This is a genomic window from Sphingopyxis panaciterrae (genome assembly GCF_011762125.1).
Taxonomy (GTDB): domain Bacteria; phylum Pseudomonadota; class Alphaproteobacteria; order Sphingomonadales; family Sphingomonadaceae; genus Sphingopyxis; species Sphingopyxis panaciterrae.
Genome location: NZ_JAASQN010000004.1, coordinates 267,251 through 284,357 on the forward strand (window position 1 = coordinate 267,251; position 17,107 = coordinate 284,357).

Consider the following 17,107-nt stretch of genomic DNA (forward strand, 5'->3'; position numbering starts at 1 on the left):
ACAATCATGGAAATATTGCTCGGACTGATCGTGACGATCGGCGTTCTGCCGTTTGCGATAGCGATGCTGCGCCTGCCCGCGAGGGTCGGCGCAGAACGCCGCGACATACGCAGCCTCGCCGCATCGACCCTGCTCTGCGCCCTCGCCTTCAGCCTGACCTTCTTCATCCAGGAGGTCGGCCTGGTCATACCCAAGGCGCTGGTGCCGGGGCTCGACCCGATCCTCTATCACAACGACCATGACTGGCGCGGCGATGCGCCGGTCGCTGAGTTGCTCCAGGGCGGCGGGGCGCTCGCGACGCTGCTCGGCGGACTGATCTTCCTGTGGCTCGCCGGACGGGTCGGAGCCGCGCGCCCGACGTGGCGACTCTTCGCCTTCTGGATGGCGTTTCAGGGATTGTTCCAGTCGCTCAGCCAATGGGCGGTCGGCAGCCTGATCGCGGGCAACGACGTCGGACGCGCGATGACCTATCTCGGTCTCGGTTCGCTCGCCCGCCTCGCGATCCTGCCGCTTGCCGTCATCGGCCTGTTCGCCGCCGGCCGCGCCCTCGCGCGGCGCTATCCGTTCGGGGATGACGGACATGATCGACGGGCGGCGACCGCACTTCTCGCAACCCTCGCGCTCGCCATCCTCCTCATCATCCCCTTCCGGGTCCCGCGCGAGCCGGTAGAGGTCGTGCTGATCCCGCTCGTCGTGCACATCATCGGGCTCGGCTGGCTGACGCTGGGACTGGCGACGACACCGCGAGCGAACAAGACGGTTGCTCCACTGCAGCTCGCAGCCCCAGCGACAGCTCTTGCCGCTCTGCTCGCTTTCTTCCAGATCGTCCTGCGACCCGGCGTCGCCTTTTAAGCGGCTTCGGGGACGCCCGCGAGTTCGCCGCGCGCCTGCCGGAAGACGTCGAGGCTGCCCCAGATCGCCAGTCCCGCCATGATCGCCGCGACGGCAAGGTCGGGCCAGCTCCGCCCGGTACCGAAGACGCCGAGCGCCGCCGCCATCACCGCGACATTGCCGATCGCATCGTTGCGCGAGCAGATCCACACCGACCGCATGTTCGCGTCGCCGGTGCGGTAGCGATAGAGCATCAGCGCGACCACGACATTGGCGGCGAGCGCCAACGCGCCAATGATGCCCATCGTTTCGGCATGCGGTGCGCTGCCGGTCACGAAACCCCAGATTGCGGAGCCGAACACCCAGAGCCCGAAGGCGAGCATCGTCACCGCCTTGAGCAGCGCTGCGCGGGCGCGCCACGCCAGCACCATGCCCGCGACGCCCAGGCTGATCGCATAATTGGCGCTGTCGCCAAGAAAATCGAGCGCGTCCGCCTGCAGCGCCCGCGAATCCGCGGCGACCCCGGCGACGATCTCGACCCCGAACATCGCGGCGTTGATCAGCAGCGCGATCCACAGCACACGCCGCCAGCGCGGATCGTTGAGCGCGGTCTTGCCGCTTTTTCCTGCACAGCATTGATCGGCCATCGCCGTCGCTCCTTGGTCTTCGTATCGGCTTCCCGAAGGACGCCTTGTGGGTTCTTCTTATTGGCTCTTCGAGTCGACCTCCTATATGGAGCCTGTAGCAACTACAGGGTCAAGTGATGAAAATTGGCGAACTGTCGCGTGCTACCGGCACCAACATCGAAACCATCCGCTATTATGAGCGGATCGGCCTCCTCCCGGCGCCGCATCGTACCGCCGCCAATTACCGCAGCTATGGCGATGCGCACCGGTCGCGGCTGACCTTCGTACGCCATTCGCGCGACCTTGGTTTCACGATCGAGGAAATCCGCTCGTTGCTCGACCTGTCCGACCATCCCGAACGCGACTGCGGCGAAGCCGACCGGATCGCCAGCCTGCATCTCGAGCAGGTCGAGGAGAAAATCGCCCAGCTCGCGCTGCTGCGCGACGAATTGACCCGCATCGTCGGACGCTGCCGCGGCGGCGTCGCCGCCGATTGCCGCGTGATCGAGGCGCTCGGCGATCACCGTCTTTGCGCTGCCGAACATCCCTGACACAGGGCGGCGACGCCCGTTTCCACTCGGTTCGTCGAACAGCGGGGAACTTGCCGCGCCGGCACGCGTCGGTCTGACAGGTTGGGGGCGCTGCCCCCGCGCCGCGCCGTCAACCGCTTCCTCACGAGAGACAGGAGACGGAAGGTGGAACGGCAAGATTATAAGGGTCGCGGCGAACGCGACGAAGACAGCGAACATTATACGCGTCCGGACCGGGACGATGGTGATTATGCCTACGGCAATTATCCCGAAAGCGGTTTCGGCCCGCAGGGCGGCCGCTACCGCGGATATGATCGCGCACAAGGCAGCGACCGCTATCGCAGCGAGCGCGCCCAGCGCTACGGCGCCCAACGCCGCGATCAGCGCAACGACGGCCCGAACCGCGAGCGCGGCGAACAGGCCAACTATGGTTTCGATGAGCGCTACGAAGGCGATTATGATCGCGGCCGCAGCCAGCGCTCGCGTGACGTACGCGAACGGGACAATGACGCATGGTTCGCGGGCGGCTACGCCGATCTATACGGCTTACCCGGCATCATGCCCTACGCCGCCGCCGATTTCGGCCGGTCGACCTATCGCCGCGATCCCGACCCGCGCAGCGGGCGCCATCATGAGCGCGGCTTCTTCGAGCGAGCCGGCGACGAATTTCTTTCGTGGTTCGGCGACGAAGATGCCCAGCGCCGCCGCGAGCGCGATCACCGCGGACGCGGCCCTTCGGACTATATCCGTTCGGATGACCGCATCCGCGACGACGTCAACGACCGCCTGACCGAGGATCGCTGGGTCGACGCCTCGGCGATCAGCGTTGCGGTGGCGGGCGGCGAAGTCACGCTGGGCGGCCAAGTCGACAGCAAGATTGCCAAGCGCCGCGCCGAGGATCTGGCCGACGACGTGACCGGCGTAAAACATGTGCAGAATAACCTGCGCGTCGACACGTCGTTCGTGCCGCAGGGCAGCTGAGCCATGATGGGGAGCGCCGCCCAGCGCTCCCCTTCAACGCAAGCGGGTTCAGCTGCTCCCGCCGTCTTGTTTCGTCATCCCGGGCCTGACCCGGGATTCCGCTTTCTGGCTGCACTCATAACTCGCGATTGCAAGCGGGACCCCGGAGCAAGTCCGGGGGTGACGATGATGAGGGTCCGCATCGGCCGGGAGCCGACATCGCATTGCAGCTTCGCAAAAAAAACGGAAAGGTGGGACGATTCTGTTGCCCGGCTCGTCCCCAGCCGCTGGTATCCGATTCTGTTGCCCGGTTCGGTCCGAACCGCGTTCTATTTGTCTAACCTTAGGCCGTGAGGCTTATCGGTTAGGCAGCCAGAGCGAGTGCTTCGTTATCGTTAGCACCTATTGGTTTTGAGCCTTGAACGGGTTACTCAGCCCGGGCAAAAATATCGTCTTTGAACACACGTCGATCCTGGTTCGGCCCCGTCAGAAACCCGTGTCCCCATCAAGAAACGCGGGTTTGTGGTGGAGCCGCCGGGTACTGCCCCCGGGTCCGCTGTGTCTATTCCACGACACCATTTATCACCATAGCCGGCCGAAACCGGCATGACTTATATAGGGAGCCCGCCCACATTTGGAAAGAGCGGGCGGGCATTTTGTCGCGGAAACGAAACTACTTCTTTTTCAGTTCGTCGCGGATTTCGGCAAGCAATTCGACTTCGGTCGGGCCAGCCGGCGCGTCGGGGGCCTTGCGGATCACCCTGTTCACCGTCTTCACGAGCAGGAAGATGATCCAGGCGAGGATCAGGAAGTTGATCACCGCGGTGATGAAGGCACCATAGCCGACCATCGCGACGCCCGCTTTCTTCAGCGCGGCATAATCCGTCGCCGCGATCCCGTCGGGAACGCTGCCGAGCAGGATGAACTGGCTCGAAAAATCGACCCCGCCGAATATCCAGCCGACGACCGGCATGATCAGATCTTCGGTCAGCGAACCGGTGATCGTCGCAAAGGCGCCGCCGATGATGACACCGACCGCGAGATCGATGACATTGCCGCGCGCGATAAATTCCCTGAATTCTCCCAACATGTTGCTGCTCCCCGGCTGGTTGGTGGTCCGCATCGAAACTGCCGCGTGGATTGCACAAAGGCAAGCGCCATCCTATTATGTGTATTGTTGCGGCAAAACGCCGCCGGAGGGAGTCTGATGACCATGACCTATCGTAACGCCCGCTGGTTGATCCTGCCCGTCGCCGCGATGAGCCTTTCCGCCTGCGGCATCAACAGCGTTCCGACCAAGGAAGAAGCCGCAAAAGCCAAATGGGCCAATGTCGAGGCGGCCTATCAGCGCCGCGCCGACCTGATTCCAAATCTGGTCGAAACCGCCAAGGGTGCGGCAAAGATCGAACAATCGACGCTCGAAGGCGTCATTCAGGCGCGCGCCTCGGCGACGCAGGTCAAGCTCAGCACCGACGATCTGGAAGATCCCGCCAAGGTGCAGGCATTCCAGCAGGCCCAGGGCAATGTGTCGAGCGCGCTCGGCCGCCTGCTCGTCACCGTCGAGCAATATCCCGACCTCAAGAGCCAGGCGCGCTTCGCCGACCTGATGACCCAGCTCGAGGGCACCGAAAACCGGATCAACGTTTCGGTGCAGGACTATAACGGCGCGGTGCAGGACTATAATACGACGATCCGCACCTTCCCCGACATCATCGGGGCGAAGATCGTCCATGGCGCCAAGCCGATGACGCCCTATCGCGCGGTCACGCCGAACGCCAACCAGGCGCCGAAGGTCGACTTCGGGCAATAAGGTGGGCCTGCCCACTCTTTTCCGTCCACTCGCAACAGCGGCCCTGGCCGGGCTGCTGTTGCTGACGGCTGCCCCGGCGCTCGCACAAACCTTCCCGAAACTCGCGGGCAACCCCGTCGTCGATCAGGCCGACATCATTCCGGTCGCCGAGGAAGCCGCGCTCAACACGCAGCTCCTCGAGCTTGAAAAAACGACCGGCCACCAGCTCGTCGTCGCGACCATCAGCGATCTCGAAGGCAATGACATCGCCGATTACGGCTACAAGCTCGGCCGCGCCTGGGGCATCGGCGACAAGGAGAAGGACGACGGCGTCGTCTTCCTGATCGCGCCCAACGAACGGCGCATGAATATTTCGGTCGGACTGGGGCTTGAACCCGTCCTCACCGATGCGCTGTCGGGGCGGATCATCCGCGATGTGGTGACGCCCAAGTTCAAGGCTGGCGACATGCCCGGCGGCATTCAGGACGGCGTCAACGCGATCGCGCAGCAGATCGTGCTGCCGCCCGAGGAAGCCGCAGCCCGCGCGCAGGCTGCGGCGACGCAGGAACGCGACCGCGACGGCAATGGCGACATCGGCGGGCTCATCTTCATCGGCTTCATCGTCTTCTTCTTCTTCATCCTGCCGATGCTCTCCGGCCTCGGGCGGCGCGGCAAGAAGCATCGCAAGAACCGCCCGTGGGGCGGCGCTCCGATCATCATCTGGGGCGGCGACGACGACGATCATTGGGGGTCGGGCGGCGGATCGTCGTGGGGCGGAGGAGGCGGAGGAGGCGGAAGCTTTGGCGGCTTTTCCGGTGGCGGCGGCAGCTTCGGCGGCGGCGGCGCGTCGGGCGGCTGGTAGGAAGCACAGATCATGCCAAGGAAAATCAGCCACGTCAGCGAAGCCGACCACGACCTCGTCACCGCAGCGGTCGCGGCGGCCGAGACGCATACCAGCGGCGAGATCGTCACCGTCGTTGCGGGCAGATCGAACGACTATGACGATGTCGCGCTCGTCTGGGCGAGCATCATCGCCTTTCTCGCCATGTCGGTCATCGCGCTCTTTCCCGACTTCTACCAAGGCCTCTATTATCGCGTCACCGGAGGCTGGGGGCATGAACTGACGGCCAATGAATGGCTTGGCACAGTGATCGCGGTCGGCGTGCTCAAATGGATCGGTATGTGGTTGATCCTGCTGTGGCGCCCGCTGCGCATGGCGCTGACCCCGCGAACGATATTGGCACAGCGCGTGCGCGCCCGCGCGGTCGACCTGTTCAAGGTCGGCACCGAGGCGAAGACATTGGGCCGCACCGGCGTGCTCCTCTATCTCAGCCTCAAGGAACATCGCGCCGACATCGTCGCCGACGAAGCCATCGCCGCGAAGGTGACAGCCGAAGTCTGGGGCGACGCGATGGCGGCGCTGGTCGAACGCGTCCGTGCGGGCCGCCCCGGCGAAGGCATGGCCGAAGCGGTCCGCCAGATGGGCATCGTCCTCGCCGAGCACTTCCCCAAGAGCGACGACAATCCCAACGAACTGCCCGACCGCCTGATCGAACTATAGACGCTTCGTCATTGCGAGGGCCGCGGGCCCGTGGCAATCCAGAGCGATACGGAGCCGCCCTTGGATCGCTCCGCTCGCAATGACGATAGGACAAATGATGCCCCGCCCCGCTGCCGACGCCCCCATCGAGACCCGGTGGGAAGGAAAGTTCATCACCGTCAAACAGCAGGGCACATGGGAATATGTCTCCCGCTCGCGCGGAATGCACGCGGCGGTGATCCTCGCGATCGACGAGGCGCCGGACGGCCGCCATGTCATCCTCGTCGAACAATATCGCGTACCGCTGAAGATGAATTGCCTTGAGCTCCCCGCGGGCCTCGTCGGCGACGACATCGCGGGTGAAGCAGCCGGGGTCGCCGCCGAACGCGAGCTTGAGGAGGAAACCGGCTATCGCGCCGCGAATTGGCGCACGGTCGGCGAGTTCTTCAGCTCGCCGGGCATGGTCAGCGAAAGCTTCACCCTGCTCATCGCGACCGGCCTAGCCAAGGTGGGCAAAGGCGGCGGCGTCGACAGTGAGGACATCATCGTCCACCGCGTACCGCTGAACGGCATCACCGATTTTGTCGCGTCGAAACGCGCCGAAGGCTGCGGCATCGATGTACGGGTGGCGATGTTGCTGGCGGGCGAGGTGCTGACCCGATAGCCGCTCTCGACCGATCGCGGACGTTGGCACCATTTGGCTCACGGGCTAAAGCAGGCTCGCAAGACAAGGACGATGACGATGACCGAAGTGCTGGACGAGGGTCCGTTCTTTCACGGCACGATTGCGGATCTGCGCGTGGGCGATTTCCTGACAGCGGGCTTCCGCTCGAACTATCGTTCCGACGTGGTGATGAACCACATCTACTTCACTGCCCTTGTCGATGGTGCGGGGCTGGCCGCTGAAATCGCGGCGGAGCTCACCAAAGGCAATGCAGCCCCGCGTGTTTATGCCATAGAGCCGACCGGGGCATTCGAGAACGACCCGAACGTGACCGACAAGAAATTTCCCGGCAACCCCACCCGGTCGTATCGCAGCAGCGCCCCGCTCAAGGTCCTTGGCGAAATCACGCATTGGACCAGGTTGACGCCCGAAGCCCTGCAGATGTGGAGAGAGCGACTGGCCGCGCTGCGCTCGGACGAACGAGCCGAAATCATCAACTGATGCGCCGAGACGATAGACGGCCAGCAAACCATCCCTGAGCGGCAGGCCCTGTCCGGCTTATCTACCGCCGAACCGCCAGCGCAGCAGCGGGCGCGCGAGCAATAGCCCCGCCAGAAACCCGCCGACATGCGCCCAGATCGCGATCGCGCCAAAACCGCCGCCGCCGGCAAAACCGATGAGCAGCTGGACCCCGATCCATGCCGCGGCGAGCCACAGTGCGCGCACCCAGTGGTCGGGAATCGGACCGATCGCCGGCGCTTTGCTGCGGCTGAAGATCAGTGCGAACACCGCGATCACCGCCGAAATCGCCCCGCTGGCGCCGATCATCGGCACCGCCGACGCCGGATCGGCCAGAAACTGGGCTAGTGCGCCGCCATAGGCGCCTGCGACGAGCAGCACCGCCATCGCCTTCGCGCCCAGCGGCGCCTCGAGCTGGCGGCCGATGAACAGCAGGACAAGCATGTTGAAGACGATGTGCAGCACCCCGCCGTGCAGAAAGGCGGACGATAGCGGGGTCAGCACGAAGGGAACCATCGTCCCCGGCGGCAGGATCAGCTCGCTGCCGAAACGCGCAGGGATGAACCCTGCGCGCACGATCGCATCGGCCTGGAATCCGGTGATCGAAAGGAGCACGAAGACGACGACGCAGACGAGCGCATAGCCCGTGACGAGCGGTGCATCCTGCGGCTTCATCGTCCCCGCCCCGTCAGATGAATTCGATTTTCGTCACCACATAATATTTGTCGCCCGCGGGCACGGTGACTTCGATCTCGTCTTCGACGCGGCGGCCGATCAGCGCGCGGCCGAGCGGCGAGTTATAGCTGATCTTGCCGTCCTTCGCATCGGCTTCGGCCTGGCCCACGATCTGGTAACGGACCGGCTTGTCGTCCTCGTCGGCAAGGGTGACGGTCGCGCCGAACACGATGCGGTCGCCGGTCAGCGTCGTCGGGTCGATCACCTGCGCGCGCGACAATCTGTCCTCGATGTCGCCGATCGTCGCTTCGACCTGGCCCTGGCGTTCTTTCGCGGCGTGATATTCGGCATTTTCCGAAAGGTCGCCGTGCGCCCGCGCTTCCTCGATCGCATCGACGATCAGGGGGCGCTCGGCTTTGAGGGCGGAAAGCTGCGTGCTCAGCTTCTCATAGCCCTCTGCCAGCATCGGTACCTTTTCAACGCTTGCCATTATCCTGTTGTCCTTCGTCAATAATCCGCCGCCAGCGAAGTATCGCCGGGCGGCTGCGCCGCTTTTTCCGTCAATGTCGGGGGGTGGAGCGGTATTTCAATAATAGTCCTGAAGCGGCTTCACTTCAAGAGAGTGCGCGCGAAGAGCGCCAATTGCCTGGGTCGATGCATCGCTTGCCGCCGCCGTGGTGTAATAGGCGACGTCGGCCGCGAGCGCCGACGCGCGGATCGATTGCGAGTCCTGCAGGCTCTGCCATCCTTCGGTCGTGTTGAAGATCAGCTGGACGTCGCCGTCCTTGATCCGATCGACGATATGCGGGCGTCCCTCGGCGACCTTGTTCACGCGCTCGACAGCGATCCCTTCACTCGCCAGATAGTCGGCGGTGCCGCCGGTCGCGATCACCTGCCACCCCCAGCCGGTCAGCCGCCGCACGGCATCGAGGATGCGCGGCTTGTCGCTGTCCTTGACCGACACGAACAGCCGGCCGGTGGTCGGCAGCCGGTCGCCGGCACCAAGCTGCGCCTTGGCGAAGGCCAGGTTGAAATCACTGTCGATTCCCATGACTTCGCCGGTGGACTTCATCTCGGGCGACAGCACCGGATCGGTGCCGGGGAAGCGCGCGAAGGGGAAGACCGCTTCCTTCACCGCGACATGCGCGATGTCGCGGTTGATCTTCGGCAGGTCGGCGAGCTTCTCGCCCGCCATCACGCGCGCCGCGATCTTGGCGATCGGCGAACCCACCGCCTTGGCGACGAAGGGCACGGTCCGGCTGGCGCGCGGGTTGACCTCGATCAGGTAAACTTCCTCGCCCTTGACCGCGAACTGGATGTTCATCAGCCCCAGCACGCCCAGCGCGCGGGCCAGCGCTTCGGTCTGGCGCTCGATTTCGGCGACAATGGCGGGCGACAGGCTGTACGGCGGGATCGAGCAGGCGCTGTCGCCCGAATGGACCCCGGCTTCCTCGATATGCTGGAGCACGCCCGCGACGACGACATCGGTGCCGTCGCACAGCGCATCGACATCGACCTCGATCGCATCGCGCAGATAGCGGTCGATCAGCACCGGCGATGTGCCCGACACCTGCACCGCCGTCTCGATATAATTTTCAAGCTGCGCCTGATCGTCAACGATCTCCATCGCGCGGCCGCCGAGCACATAGGACGGGCGCGTCAGCACCGGATATCCGATGCGCGCCGCGACCGCGACGGCCTCCTCGCGGCTCCGCGCGATGCCGTTTTCGGGCTGCTTCAGGCCCAGCTTGTTGACCAGCGCCGCGAAGCGCTCGCGGTCTTCGGCCAAGTCGATCGCGTCGGGCGAGGTACCGAGGATCGGGATGCCCGCCTCGCTCAGCGCCTGCGCCAGCTTGAGCGGCGTCTGCCCGCCGAACTGGACGATCACGCCCACCAGCTCGCCTTTCGACATCTCGACGTGCAGGATTTCGAGCACGTCCTCGGCGGTCAACGGCTCGAAATAGAGCCGGTCCGACGTATCATAATCGGTGCTCACCGTCTCCGGGTTGCAGTTGATCATGATCGTTTCATACCCCGCTTCCTCGAGCGCGAAGCAGGCGTGGCAACAGCAATAATCGAACTCGATCCCCTGCCCGATCCGGTTCGGACCGCCACCGAGGATGACGACCTTCTTACGATCCGACGGGTTCGCCTCATTCTCGGGCTCGCCAAAGGTCGGCGCTTCGTAGGTCGAGTAAAGATAGGGTGTCTTCGCCTGGAATTCGGCGGCGCAGGTATCGATCGTCTTGAACACCGGCCGCACGCCCAGCTTGTGGCGCAGCGCGCGCACCTCGGCTTCGGTCACGCCGCCGGTCATCGCCTTCACCGCTTCGTGGATCAGCCCGCTGCCGCGCGCGGTCGCCTGCTTCGATCCGGGGCGCAGGTTCGCCGACTGGAGCGCCAGATAAGCAAGCCTTTTATCGGAGAAGCCCATCGCTTTCAGCCCCCGCAGCCCTTCGGCATCGCGCGGCAGGCCGTTGGCGCACACATCCTGCTCGGCCGCGACGATCTCCGCTATGCGTTCGAGGAACCACATGTCGTAGCCCGCAACGCGGTTGATCTCGGCGAGCGGCAGCCCCTCGCGGATCGCCTGCGCGGTGTTGAGCAGCCGGTCGGGGGTGCGTTTGGCAAGCTCGCTGCGCAGCTGGTCATGCGTCGCGCCCTTGAGACGATCGACGAAGTTGAAGCCCGAAAGACCCGTCTCCAGCCCGCGCAGTGCCTTTTGCAAGCTCTCGTGAATCGTGCGCCCGATCGCCATCACCTCGCCGACCGACTTCATCGCGGTCGACAGCGTCGCCTCGGCACCCTTGAACTTTTCGAAGGCAAAGCGCGGGATCTTGGTCACCACATAATCGATCGTCGGTTCGAACGACGCCGGGGTCACGCCGGTGATGTCGTTCATGATCTCGTCGAGCGTGTAGCCGACCGCGAGCTTTGCCGCGACCTTGGCGATCGGGAAGCCGGTCGCCTTCGACGCGAGCGCCGACGAACGCGACACGCGCGGGTTCATCTCGATCACGATCAGGCGGCCGTCCTTCGGGTTGACCGCGAACTGCACGTTCGACCCGCCGGTCTCGACGCCGATCTCGCGCAGCACCGCGATGCTCGCGTTGCGCATGATCTGATATTCCTTGTCGGTCAGCGTCAGCGCCGGGGCGACGGTGATGCTGTCGCCGGTATGCACGCCCATCGGATCGACATTCTCGATCGAACAGATGATGATGCAATTGTCCTTGCGGTCGCGCACCACCTCCATCTCATATTCTTTCCAGCCGAGGAGCGATTCCTCGATCAGGACCTCGGTGGTCGGCGAGGCGATCAGGCCGCCGCGGACGATATGTTCGAACTCCTCGCGATTATACGCGATGCCGCCGCCGGTGCCGCCCATGGTAAAGCTGGGGCGGATGATCGAAGGCAGGCCGGTGCGTTCGAGCACCGCGAACGCCTCGTCGAGCGTGTGCGCGATGCCGCTGCGCGCGCTTTCCAGCCCGATCTTGTCCATCGCGTCGCGGAACTTGATCCGGTCCTCGGCCTTGTCGATCGCCTCGGCATCGGCGCCGATCATCTCGACGCCATATTTGGTCAGCGTCCCGTCGTTGAACAGCGCCAGCGCGGTGTTGAGCGCCGTCTGCCCGCCCATCGTCGGCAGCACCGCGTCGGGGCGCTCCTTTTCGATGATCTTGGCGACGATCTCGGGCGTGATCGGCTCCACATAAGTGGCGTCGGCCAGCTCGGGATCGGTCATGATCGTCGCGGGGTTGGAGTTAACGAGGACGATGCGATAGCCCTCCTCCTTCAGCGCCTTGATCGCCTGCGTCCCCGAATAGTCGAACTCGCACGCTTGACCGATAACGATCGGGCCGGCACCGATGACGAGGATGGATTGGATGTCGGTTCTTTTGGGCATTATTGTGCCTTGAAAATTGGGGCGATGGAAAAAATAGCTGCGATTATTGCGGCAATCGCACCGATGAACGACCAGTCATAAGTGCGGAGTCGTCGGAAAGAATAGATCGGCTTCCTTCGCGAGATCGATGTTCGAGCAGCCTCTTCGCCTAAAGGCGTGATGCCGAAACACGGATCGTCTTTACCGTCGAACTTGCCCCACCCAAACTCTATAAAATGGGATCGGTAGCTATCCAGATCGGCAGACGTCACGTTCAAATTCAATGCCTTGAACGCGCTAGCGAAGCTCCAATGGGTATCGTCGCCTTGGCCCAGACCATAACCCAGCTCTCTATGATAGAGCATTTCGAGAACACGCTCGGGCGGATAGGGAAAGCGCTTCCGCCTCACTTCAACCCACCAACAAACTTCTCGAACAGATAGAAGCTGTCCTGCGGCCCCGGGCTCGCCTCGGGGTGATATTGCACGCTGAACGCGTTCTTTCCCGTGATCGCGATGCCGCAGTTCGACCCGTCGAACAGGCTCTTGTGCGTTTCGACCACGCCCTTGGGCAGCGTCGCGGCGTCGACCGCGAAACCGTGGTTCATGCTGGTGATCTCGACCACGCCGTCGCCCTCGTCGCCGCCGACGCGCTGCACCGGATGATTGGCGCCGCGATGCCCCTGATGCATCTTCACCGTCTTGGCGCCCGCCGCGATGCCGAGCAGCTGGTGACCGAGGCAGATGCCGAAGATCGGCACATTGCGTTCGAGCAGCCCCTTGATCACCGGCACCGCATATTCACCCGTCGCCGCGGGGTCGCCGGGGCCGTTCGACAGGAAGACGCCCGCGGGACGCAGCGCGACGATCTCTTCGAGGCTGGTCTTCGCGGGCACCACCGTCACGCGCGCGCCGGCCTTCACCAGGTTGCGGAAGATATTGTCTTTCGCGCCATAATCGACTGCGACGACGTGCGGCGCGGGATCGCCCGCGCGCTTGTGGTCCGACGCCTCGTAACCCGATCCAAGATGCCACACGCCCGCATCCCACGCGCCCTGCCGCTCGCGGGTCACGGTCTTGGCGAGGTCCATGCCCTCCAGCCCCGGCCAGCCCTGCGCCAGCATCAACAGCTTGTCGAGGTCGAACTTGCCGTCGGGATTGTGCGCCACAACCCCGGTCGGGGCTCCACCATCGCGAATGCGCCGGGTCAGTGCGCGCGTGTCGATACCCGCCAGCCCGATCAGGCCTTGCGCCGCCATCCACTCGGGCAGCGTCTGGACGCTGCGAAAGCTGCTCGGCAGCGTCGGCAATTCGCGCGTGATGCAGCCGATCGCGGCGCGCTTTTCGCGCTCCATATCGTCGGGATTCGCGCCGACATTGCCGATATGCGGGAAGGTGAAGGTGATGATCTGCCCGGCATAGCTCGGGTCGGTCAGGATTTCCTGATAGCCGGTCATCGCAGTGTTGAAACAAATCTCGCCCACACCCGCACCGCTCGCGCCATAACCGACGCCCCACAGCACGGTGCCGTCGGCAAGGACGAGAACGCCGGTGGCGCCCGAGGGCTGGCTTGCGGGCGCGGTTTTGGGCGCGACTGTGGGGTTGGCAGGTGCCATTCAACATGCTCCGGACGGGGGGCTAAACGGCCGACCAAGTAGGCGGCAAAAAAGTGATTCACAAGCTATCGGATTAGGAAACTTCTCGCTAGAGAGGGCCTTTCCGAAATTTGCAGCGCATGGGGACACGCATGATTCGTGACGACATCAAGGCTGCGCAGGTTACCGCGATGAAGAGCGGCGACAAGGCGCGGCTCGGCACCATCCGGCTGATGCTGGCCAAGATCAAGGACAAGGACATCGAACTGCGCACCGGCACCGCGCCGGCCGATGACGATGTGCTGGTCACCGACGTGCTGCAGAAAATGGTGAAGCAGCGCCGCGAATCGATCACTATGTTCGAACAGGGTGGCCGCCAGGAGCTTGCCGATATCGAGGCGGGCGAAGTCGCCGTGATCGAGGATTTCCTGCCCGCGCAGCTTTCGGACGACGAAGCGACGGCGGCGATCAAGGCGATCGTCGTCGAGCTGGGCGCCGAGAGCCTGAAGGATATGGGCAAGGTGATGGCCGCGGTGAAGGACCGGCTCGGGAGCCAGCTCGATATGAGCAAGGCGAGCGGGTGGGTGAAGGCGGCGCTCTCCTGATATCTGGCGCCGCGCCCGCTTGCGGGCGGGCGCGGGGGTGGGCATATCCGGATTATGGCGCTCACCCCGCAATGGCTGGACGAACTGCGATCGCGGATCACGCTGTCGACCCTCATCGGTCGCACGGTGAAGGTCACCCGCGCCGGCCGCGAATACAAGGCCTGCTGCCCCTTCCATAACGAGAAGACGCCCAGCTTCACGATCAACGACGAGAAGGGCTTCTATCACTGCTTGGCAGGCGAAACGGCCGTCCTCACAGCCAACGGTCGCGTGGCGATTGCCGATCTGGCGGGCAAGACCGCAACAATCCTGTCACGCGGCGGCGAATGGATAACGGCTCCGTTCAAATCCTATGGCAAGCAGCGTCTTTGGAAAATCACGCTCTCGCGTAACGGCGTTGCAAAGGAAATCCACGCCACGGCAGGCCACCGCTGGTTCATCAACGACCGCGCCCGCGCCTATACCACCGAAGAACTGCGGCCGGGTCACGCGCTCGAATCCATCCTGCCGCAACCCGTAACGGATTGGTCGCTCGACCCCGAAGGCGTTCGCCATGGTATCGTGTTTGGCGACGGCAGCATGTACAAGAGCGTATACGGCACGCTGAACCTCCATGGCGAGAAGGATGCGCAACTGCGCCATTGGTTTCCGGACCAAGAGCGTCATGTGCAGGAACGAAAGGGCGGTGCGCTTTACCTCCGAATATATGGAGGTCGCGCCTTTTCCCATATGAAAAACCTGCCCGGACTGGATCGTCCAACGGCCTATTTGCTCGGGTTTCTGGCTGGGTATCTTGCCGCCGATGGGCATGTGGCAAAGGACGGGACGGTCATGCTGAATTCGGCGCGACCGGAACATCTGGAAGCGGTTCGCGATATTGCGACAAAACTTGGTATCGCAACCTACGGTCGCACGACGCTATTGCGAAAAGGATATGGCGCCGGACCGAGCGCGCTGCATCGAATTCACTTCGTCACATCGACCCTGTCAGACGCACTGTTTCTTTTAAAGACCGCGCGCGAGCGCTTTGCGCTCCAACGAAAGAAGTTTGATCGCCTGCGCTGGGTCGTTCGCTCTGTCGAACCGAGCAATCGCGTCGAAACCGTCTATTGCGCCGAAGTTCCCCGCCACCATGCTTTTGCGCTCGATGACAATATCCTGACCGGCAACTGCTTCGGCTGCAGCGCGCATGGCGACGCCATCCGCTGGATGACCGACCAGCGCGGCCTGTCGTTCATGGACGCGGTGAAGGAACTCGCCGCCGAAGCCGGCATGGAGGTCCCCGCCGCCGACCCGCGCGCCGCGAAAAAGGCCGAGGAGCAGGCAAGCCTGCGCGACGTGACGCAGGCCGCCGCCGACTGGTTCACCCAGCAGCTCGGCAGCAGCAACGGCGCCCCGGCGCGCGAATATCTCGCCAAGCGCGGCATATCGGATGCGACCCGCGCCGCCTTCGGCTTCGGCCTCGCGCCCGAAAGCCGCAGCGCATTGAAAGAGGCGCTCAAGAAATTCCCGACCGCGATGCTTGTCGAATCGGGGATGCTGATCGCGCCCAAGGAATTTGGCTCCGACAAGGAACCGTACGACCGCTTCCGCGGCCGCCTGATGATCCCGATCCGCGATGCGCGCGGACGGGTGATCGCGTTCGGCGGGCGCATATTGGGCGACGGCGAGCCCAAATATCTGAACTCGCCCGACACGCCGCTCTTCGACAAGGGCCGCACGCTCTACAATCTCGACAAGGCGAGCCCGGCGTCGCGGCAGACCAACCGGATCATCGTCGTCGAAGGCTATATGGACGTGATCGCGCTCGCCGAGGCGGGGATCGCCGATGCCGTCGCCCCGCTCGGCACCGCGCTCACCGAAAACCAGCTTGGAATGATCTGGCGCATGGTGCCGGTGCCCATACTCTGTTTCGACGGCGACGCGGCAGGCCAGAAGGCGGCAATGCGCGCCGCGATGCGTGCCCTTCCCCTGCTCCGCCCCGGCTTCAGCCTTGCTTTCGCGACGCTGCCCGCGGGCCAGGATCCCGACGATATCGTGCGCGCGCGCGGCGCCGATGGCTTCACCGCGCTGCTCGAAGACGCCCAGCCGCTCGTCGAACGGCTGTGGGCGCACGAAGTCGCCGCCGGGCCGCTCGCAACGCCCGAAGAGCGGGCCGCGCTCAAGACGCGCGTGCTAGCGCATGCCGACACGATCGAGGACGCCGACGTCCGTCACCATTATCGCGAGGCGTTTCGCGAACGCCTCGACGCGCTGTTCGCAAGGCGGGTACCCGAACGCGGGCCGCGCGTGCCATGGGCGCCGTCGGCCCCGCGCGGGACGAATCGCCGCTTCGCCCCCGACCCGCGCCTGCAACCCCCGGCCGACGAAACGCGTTCCATCGGCCAAGCCGGAATCGCCGCGCCGCTGATCGCCGCCCTGATCGGCGGATTGCTCCGTTATCCGGCTATCATTCGCCATCACGAAGAAGCGCTGGCGAGGATGTCGGTCGGCGATCCGGCCGACGCCGAATTGCTCGATGCGATGCTTGACACCGCAATGCATCAAGAAGGGCTTGATTGCGAGGGGTTGCTTGCCATATTGGAGCCAATGAAAGTGTATAATAGGGCGACGACATTGCTCAGAGCCGATGGAATGCACTTCTCATTCAATCGCTCGCCGAAGAAGAATGAGGCTATCGATCACGATCGGGCGCAGAGAGAGCTTTCCGAGTTCATCTCTCTGATCAACACGCAGGCGGAGCTGAAAATGCGCCGCTTGCAAGCCGATGAGATTGCGAGAGCTAGGCTCGATGAACAGTCCATCGCGGAGCAGCACCGGCTGCGGGCGATGGATGAAGATTTGATGCACCGGCTTCAGGCGCTGCGCGAAGGCGGCAGCTGAAACCG

At 64.1% G+C, this 17,107-nt stretch carries 17 protein-coding genes, 1 other RNA gene and 1 pseudogene; 11 read left to right on the forward strand and 8 right to left on the reverse strand.

Going from position 1 to position 17,107, the window contains the following annotated elements; translation table 11 throughout:
- The first annotated feature begins 6 nt into the window (after window positions 1-6).
- Complete coding sequence (locus FHR22_RS15440; RefSeq protein ID WP_166944435.1) at window positions 7-852, forward strand: hypothetical protein; 846 nt, start codon at window positions 7-9, stop codon at window positions 850-852.
- Here the strand turns inward: FHR22_RS15440 and FHR22_RS15445 are convergent.
- Window positions 849-1,478, reverse strand: a complete 630-nt coding sequence (locus FHR22_RS15445; protein ID WP_166944437.1) for a cation efflux transmembrane domain-containing protein — start codon at window positions 1,476-1,478, stop codon at window positions 849-851. The two genes, FHR22_RS15440 and FHR22_RS15445, sit on opposite strands and share 4 nt — an antisense overlap.
- 116 nt (window positions 1,479-1,594) lie before the next feature.
- On the opposite strand from FHR22_RS15445, the gene FHR22_RS15450 reads away from it, so the two are divergent.
- On the forward strand, window positions 1,595-2,008 hold the full coding sequence (locus FHR22_RS15450) for a MerR family transcriptional regulator (protein ID WP_208417729.1): 414 nt from the start codon (window positions 1,595-1,597) through the stop codon (window positions 2,006-2,008).
- A gap of 144 nt (window positions 2,009-2,152) precedes the next feature.
- Complete coding sequence (locus tag FHR22_RS22680) at window positions 2,153-2,968, forward strand: BON domain-containing protein (RefSeq protein ID WP_208417730.1); 816 nt, start codon at window positions 2,153-2,155, stop codon at window positions 2,966-2,968.
- Between the two features lie 268 nt (window positions 2,969-3,236).
- Here FHR22_RS22680 and ssrA read toward each other — a convergent pair.
- Both ssrA and mscL read right to left on the reverse strand, forming a co-directional pair.
- Window positions 3,237-3,592, reverse strand: a transfer-messenger RNA (tmRNA) gene (gene ssrA / locus FHR22_RS15460).
- 28 nt (window positions 3,593-3,620) lie between these two features.
- The gene (gene mscL, locus FHR22_RS15465) at window positions 3,621-4,037 is read right to left on the reverse strand and encodes a large conductance mechanosensitive channel protein MscL (RefSeq protein ID WP_166944441.1); all 417 of its coding nucleotides are present in this window, start codon (window positions 4,035-4,037) and stop codon (window positions 3,621-3,623) included.
- A 117-nt stretch (window positions 4,038-4,154) separates the two neighbouring features.
- Between mscL and FHR22_RS15470 the strand changes: the two genes are divergently transcribed.
- The 5 genes from FHR22_RS15470 to arr all read left to right on the forward strand — a co-directional run bounded on the left by FHR22_RS15470 (window position 4,155) and on the right by arr (window position 7,441).
- Window positions 4,155-4,757, forward strand: coding sequence for a LemA family protein (locus FHR22_RS15470; RefSeq protein ID WP_166944443.1), 603 nt, complete (start codon window positions 4,155-4,157; stop codon window positions 4,755-4,757).
- Between the two features lies 1 nt (window position 4,758).
- Window positions 4,759-5,598 carry a TPM domain-containing protein gene (locus FHR22_RS15475; protein ID WP_341786636.1) on the forward strand — a complete coding sequence of 280 codons (840 nt, stop codon included), beginning with the start codon at window positions 4,759-4,761 and terminating at the stop codon, window positions 5,596-5,598.
- Between the two features lie 12 nt (window positions 5,599-5,610).
- Window positions 5,611-6,297: a TPM domain-containing protein gene (locus FHR22_RS15480; protein WP_166944445.1), complete on the forward strand. Its 687-nt coding sequence runs from the start codon at window positions 5,611-5,613 to the stop codon at window positions 6,295-6,297.
- A gap of 97 nt (window positions 6,298-6,394) precedes the next feature.
- Window positions 6,395-6,940: an NUDIX hydrolase gene (locus FHR22_RS15485; RefSeq protein ID WP_166944739.1), complete on the forward strand. Its 546-nt coding sequence runs from the start codon at window positions 6,395-6,397 to the stop codon at window positions 6,938-6,940.
- Window positions 6,941-7,018: 78 nt separating this feature from the next.
- On the forward strand, window positions 7,019-7,441 hold the full coding sequence (gene arr, locus FHR22_RS15490; protein WP_166944447.1) for an NAD(+)--rifampin ADP-ribosyltransferase: 423 nt from the start codon (window positions 7,019-7,021) through the stop codon (window positions 7,439-7,441).
- A gap of 57 nt (window positions 7,442-7,498) precedes the next feature.
- Here the strand turns inward: arr and FHR22_RS15495 are convergent, their stop codons facing one another.
- The 5 genes from FHR22_RS15495 to carA form a co-directional block, all read right to left on the reverse strand.
- Window positions 7,499-8,134: a rhomboid family intramembrane serine protease gene (locus tag FHR22_RS15495; protein WP_166944449.1), complete on the reverse strand. Its 636-nt coding sequence runs from the start codon at window positions 8,132-8,134 to the stop codon at window positions 7,499-7,501.
- A 13-nt stretch (window positions 8,135-8,147) separates the two neighbouring features.
- Window positions 8,148-8,624, reverse strand: coding sequence for a transcription elongation factor GreA (greA, locus tag FHR22_RS15500; protein WP_166944451.1), 477 nt, complete (start codon window positions 8,622-8,624; stop codon window positions 8,148-8,150).
- 96 nt (window positions 8,625-8,720) lie between these two features.
- Window positions 8,721-12,041, reverse strand: coding sequence for a carbamoyl-phosphate synthase large subunit (gene carB, locus FHR22_RS15505; protein ID WP_166944453.1), 3,321 nt, complete (start codon window positions 12,039-12,041; stop codon window positions 8,721-8,723).
- Complete coding sequence (locus FHR22_RS15510; protein WP_166944455.1) at window positions 12,041-12,430, reverse strand: hypothetical protein; 390 nt, start codon at window positions 12,428-12,430, stop codon at window positions 12,041-12,043. The genes carB and FHR22_RS15510 overlap by 1 nt, the downstream gene beginning before the upstream one ends.
- The gene (gene carA, locus FHR22_RS15515) at window positions 12,427-13,635 is read right to left on the reverse strand and encodes a glutamine-hydrolyzing carbamoyl-phosphate synthase small subunit (protein ID WP_166944457.1); all 1,209 of its coding nucleotides are present in this window, start codon (window positions 13,633-13,635) and stop codon (window positions 12,427-12,429) included. Before carA ends, FHR22_RS15510 begins: the two co-directional genes overlap by 4 nt.
- 131 nt (window positions 13,636-13,766) lie before the next feature.
- Between carA and FHR22_RS15520 the strand changes: the two genes are divergently transcribed.
- From FHR22_RS15520 to dnaG, 3 genes and pseudogenes are all read left to right on the forward strand, one after another.
- Complete coding sequence (locus tag FHR22_RS15520) at window positions 13,767-14,219, forward strand: GatB/YqeY domain-containing protein (RefSeq protein WP_166944459.1); 453 nt, start codon at window positions 13,767-13,769, stop codon at window positions 14,217-14,219.
- A gap of 54 nt (window positions 14,220-14,273) precedes the next feature.
- Window positions 14,274-14,450, forward strand: a pseudogene (locus FHR22_RS22780) (CHC2 zinc finger domain-containing protein); the annotation flags it as partial.
- 498 nt (window positions 14,451-14,948) lie between these two features.
- The gene (dnaG, locus tag FHR22_RS22685; protein WP_425057461.1) at window positions 14,949-17,102 is read left to right on the forward strand and encodes a DNA primase; all 2,154 of its coding nucleotides are present in this window, start codon (window positions 14,949-14,951) and stop codon (window positions 17,100-17,102) included.
- Window positions 17,103-17,107: the final 5 nt, after the last annotated feature.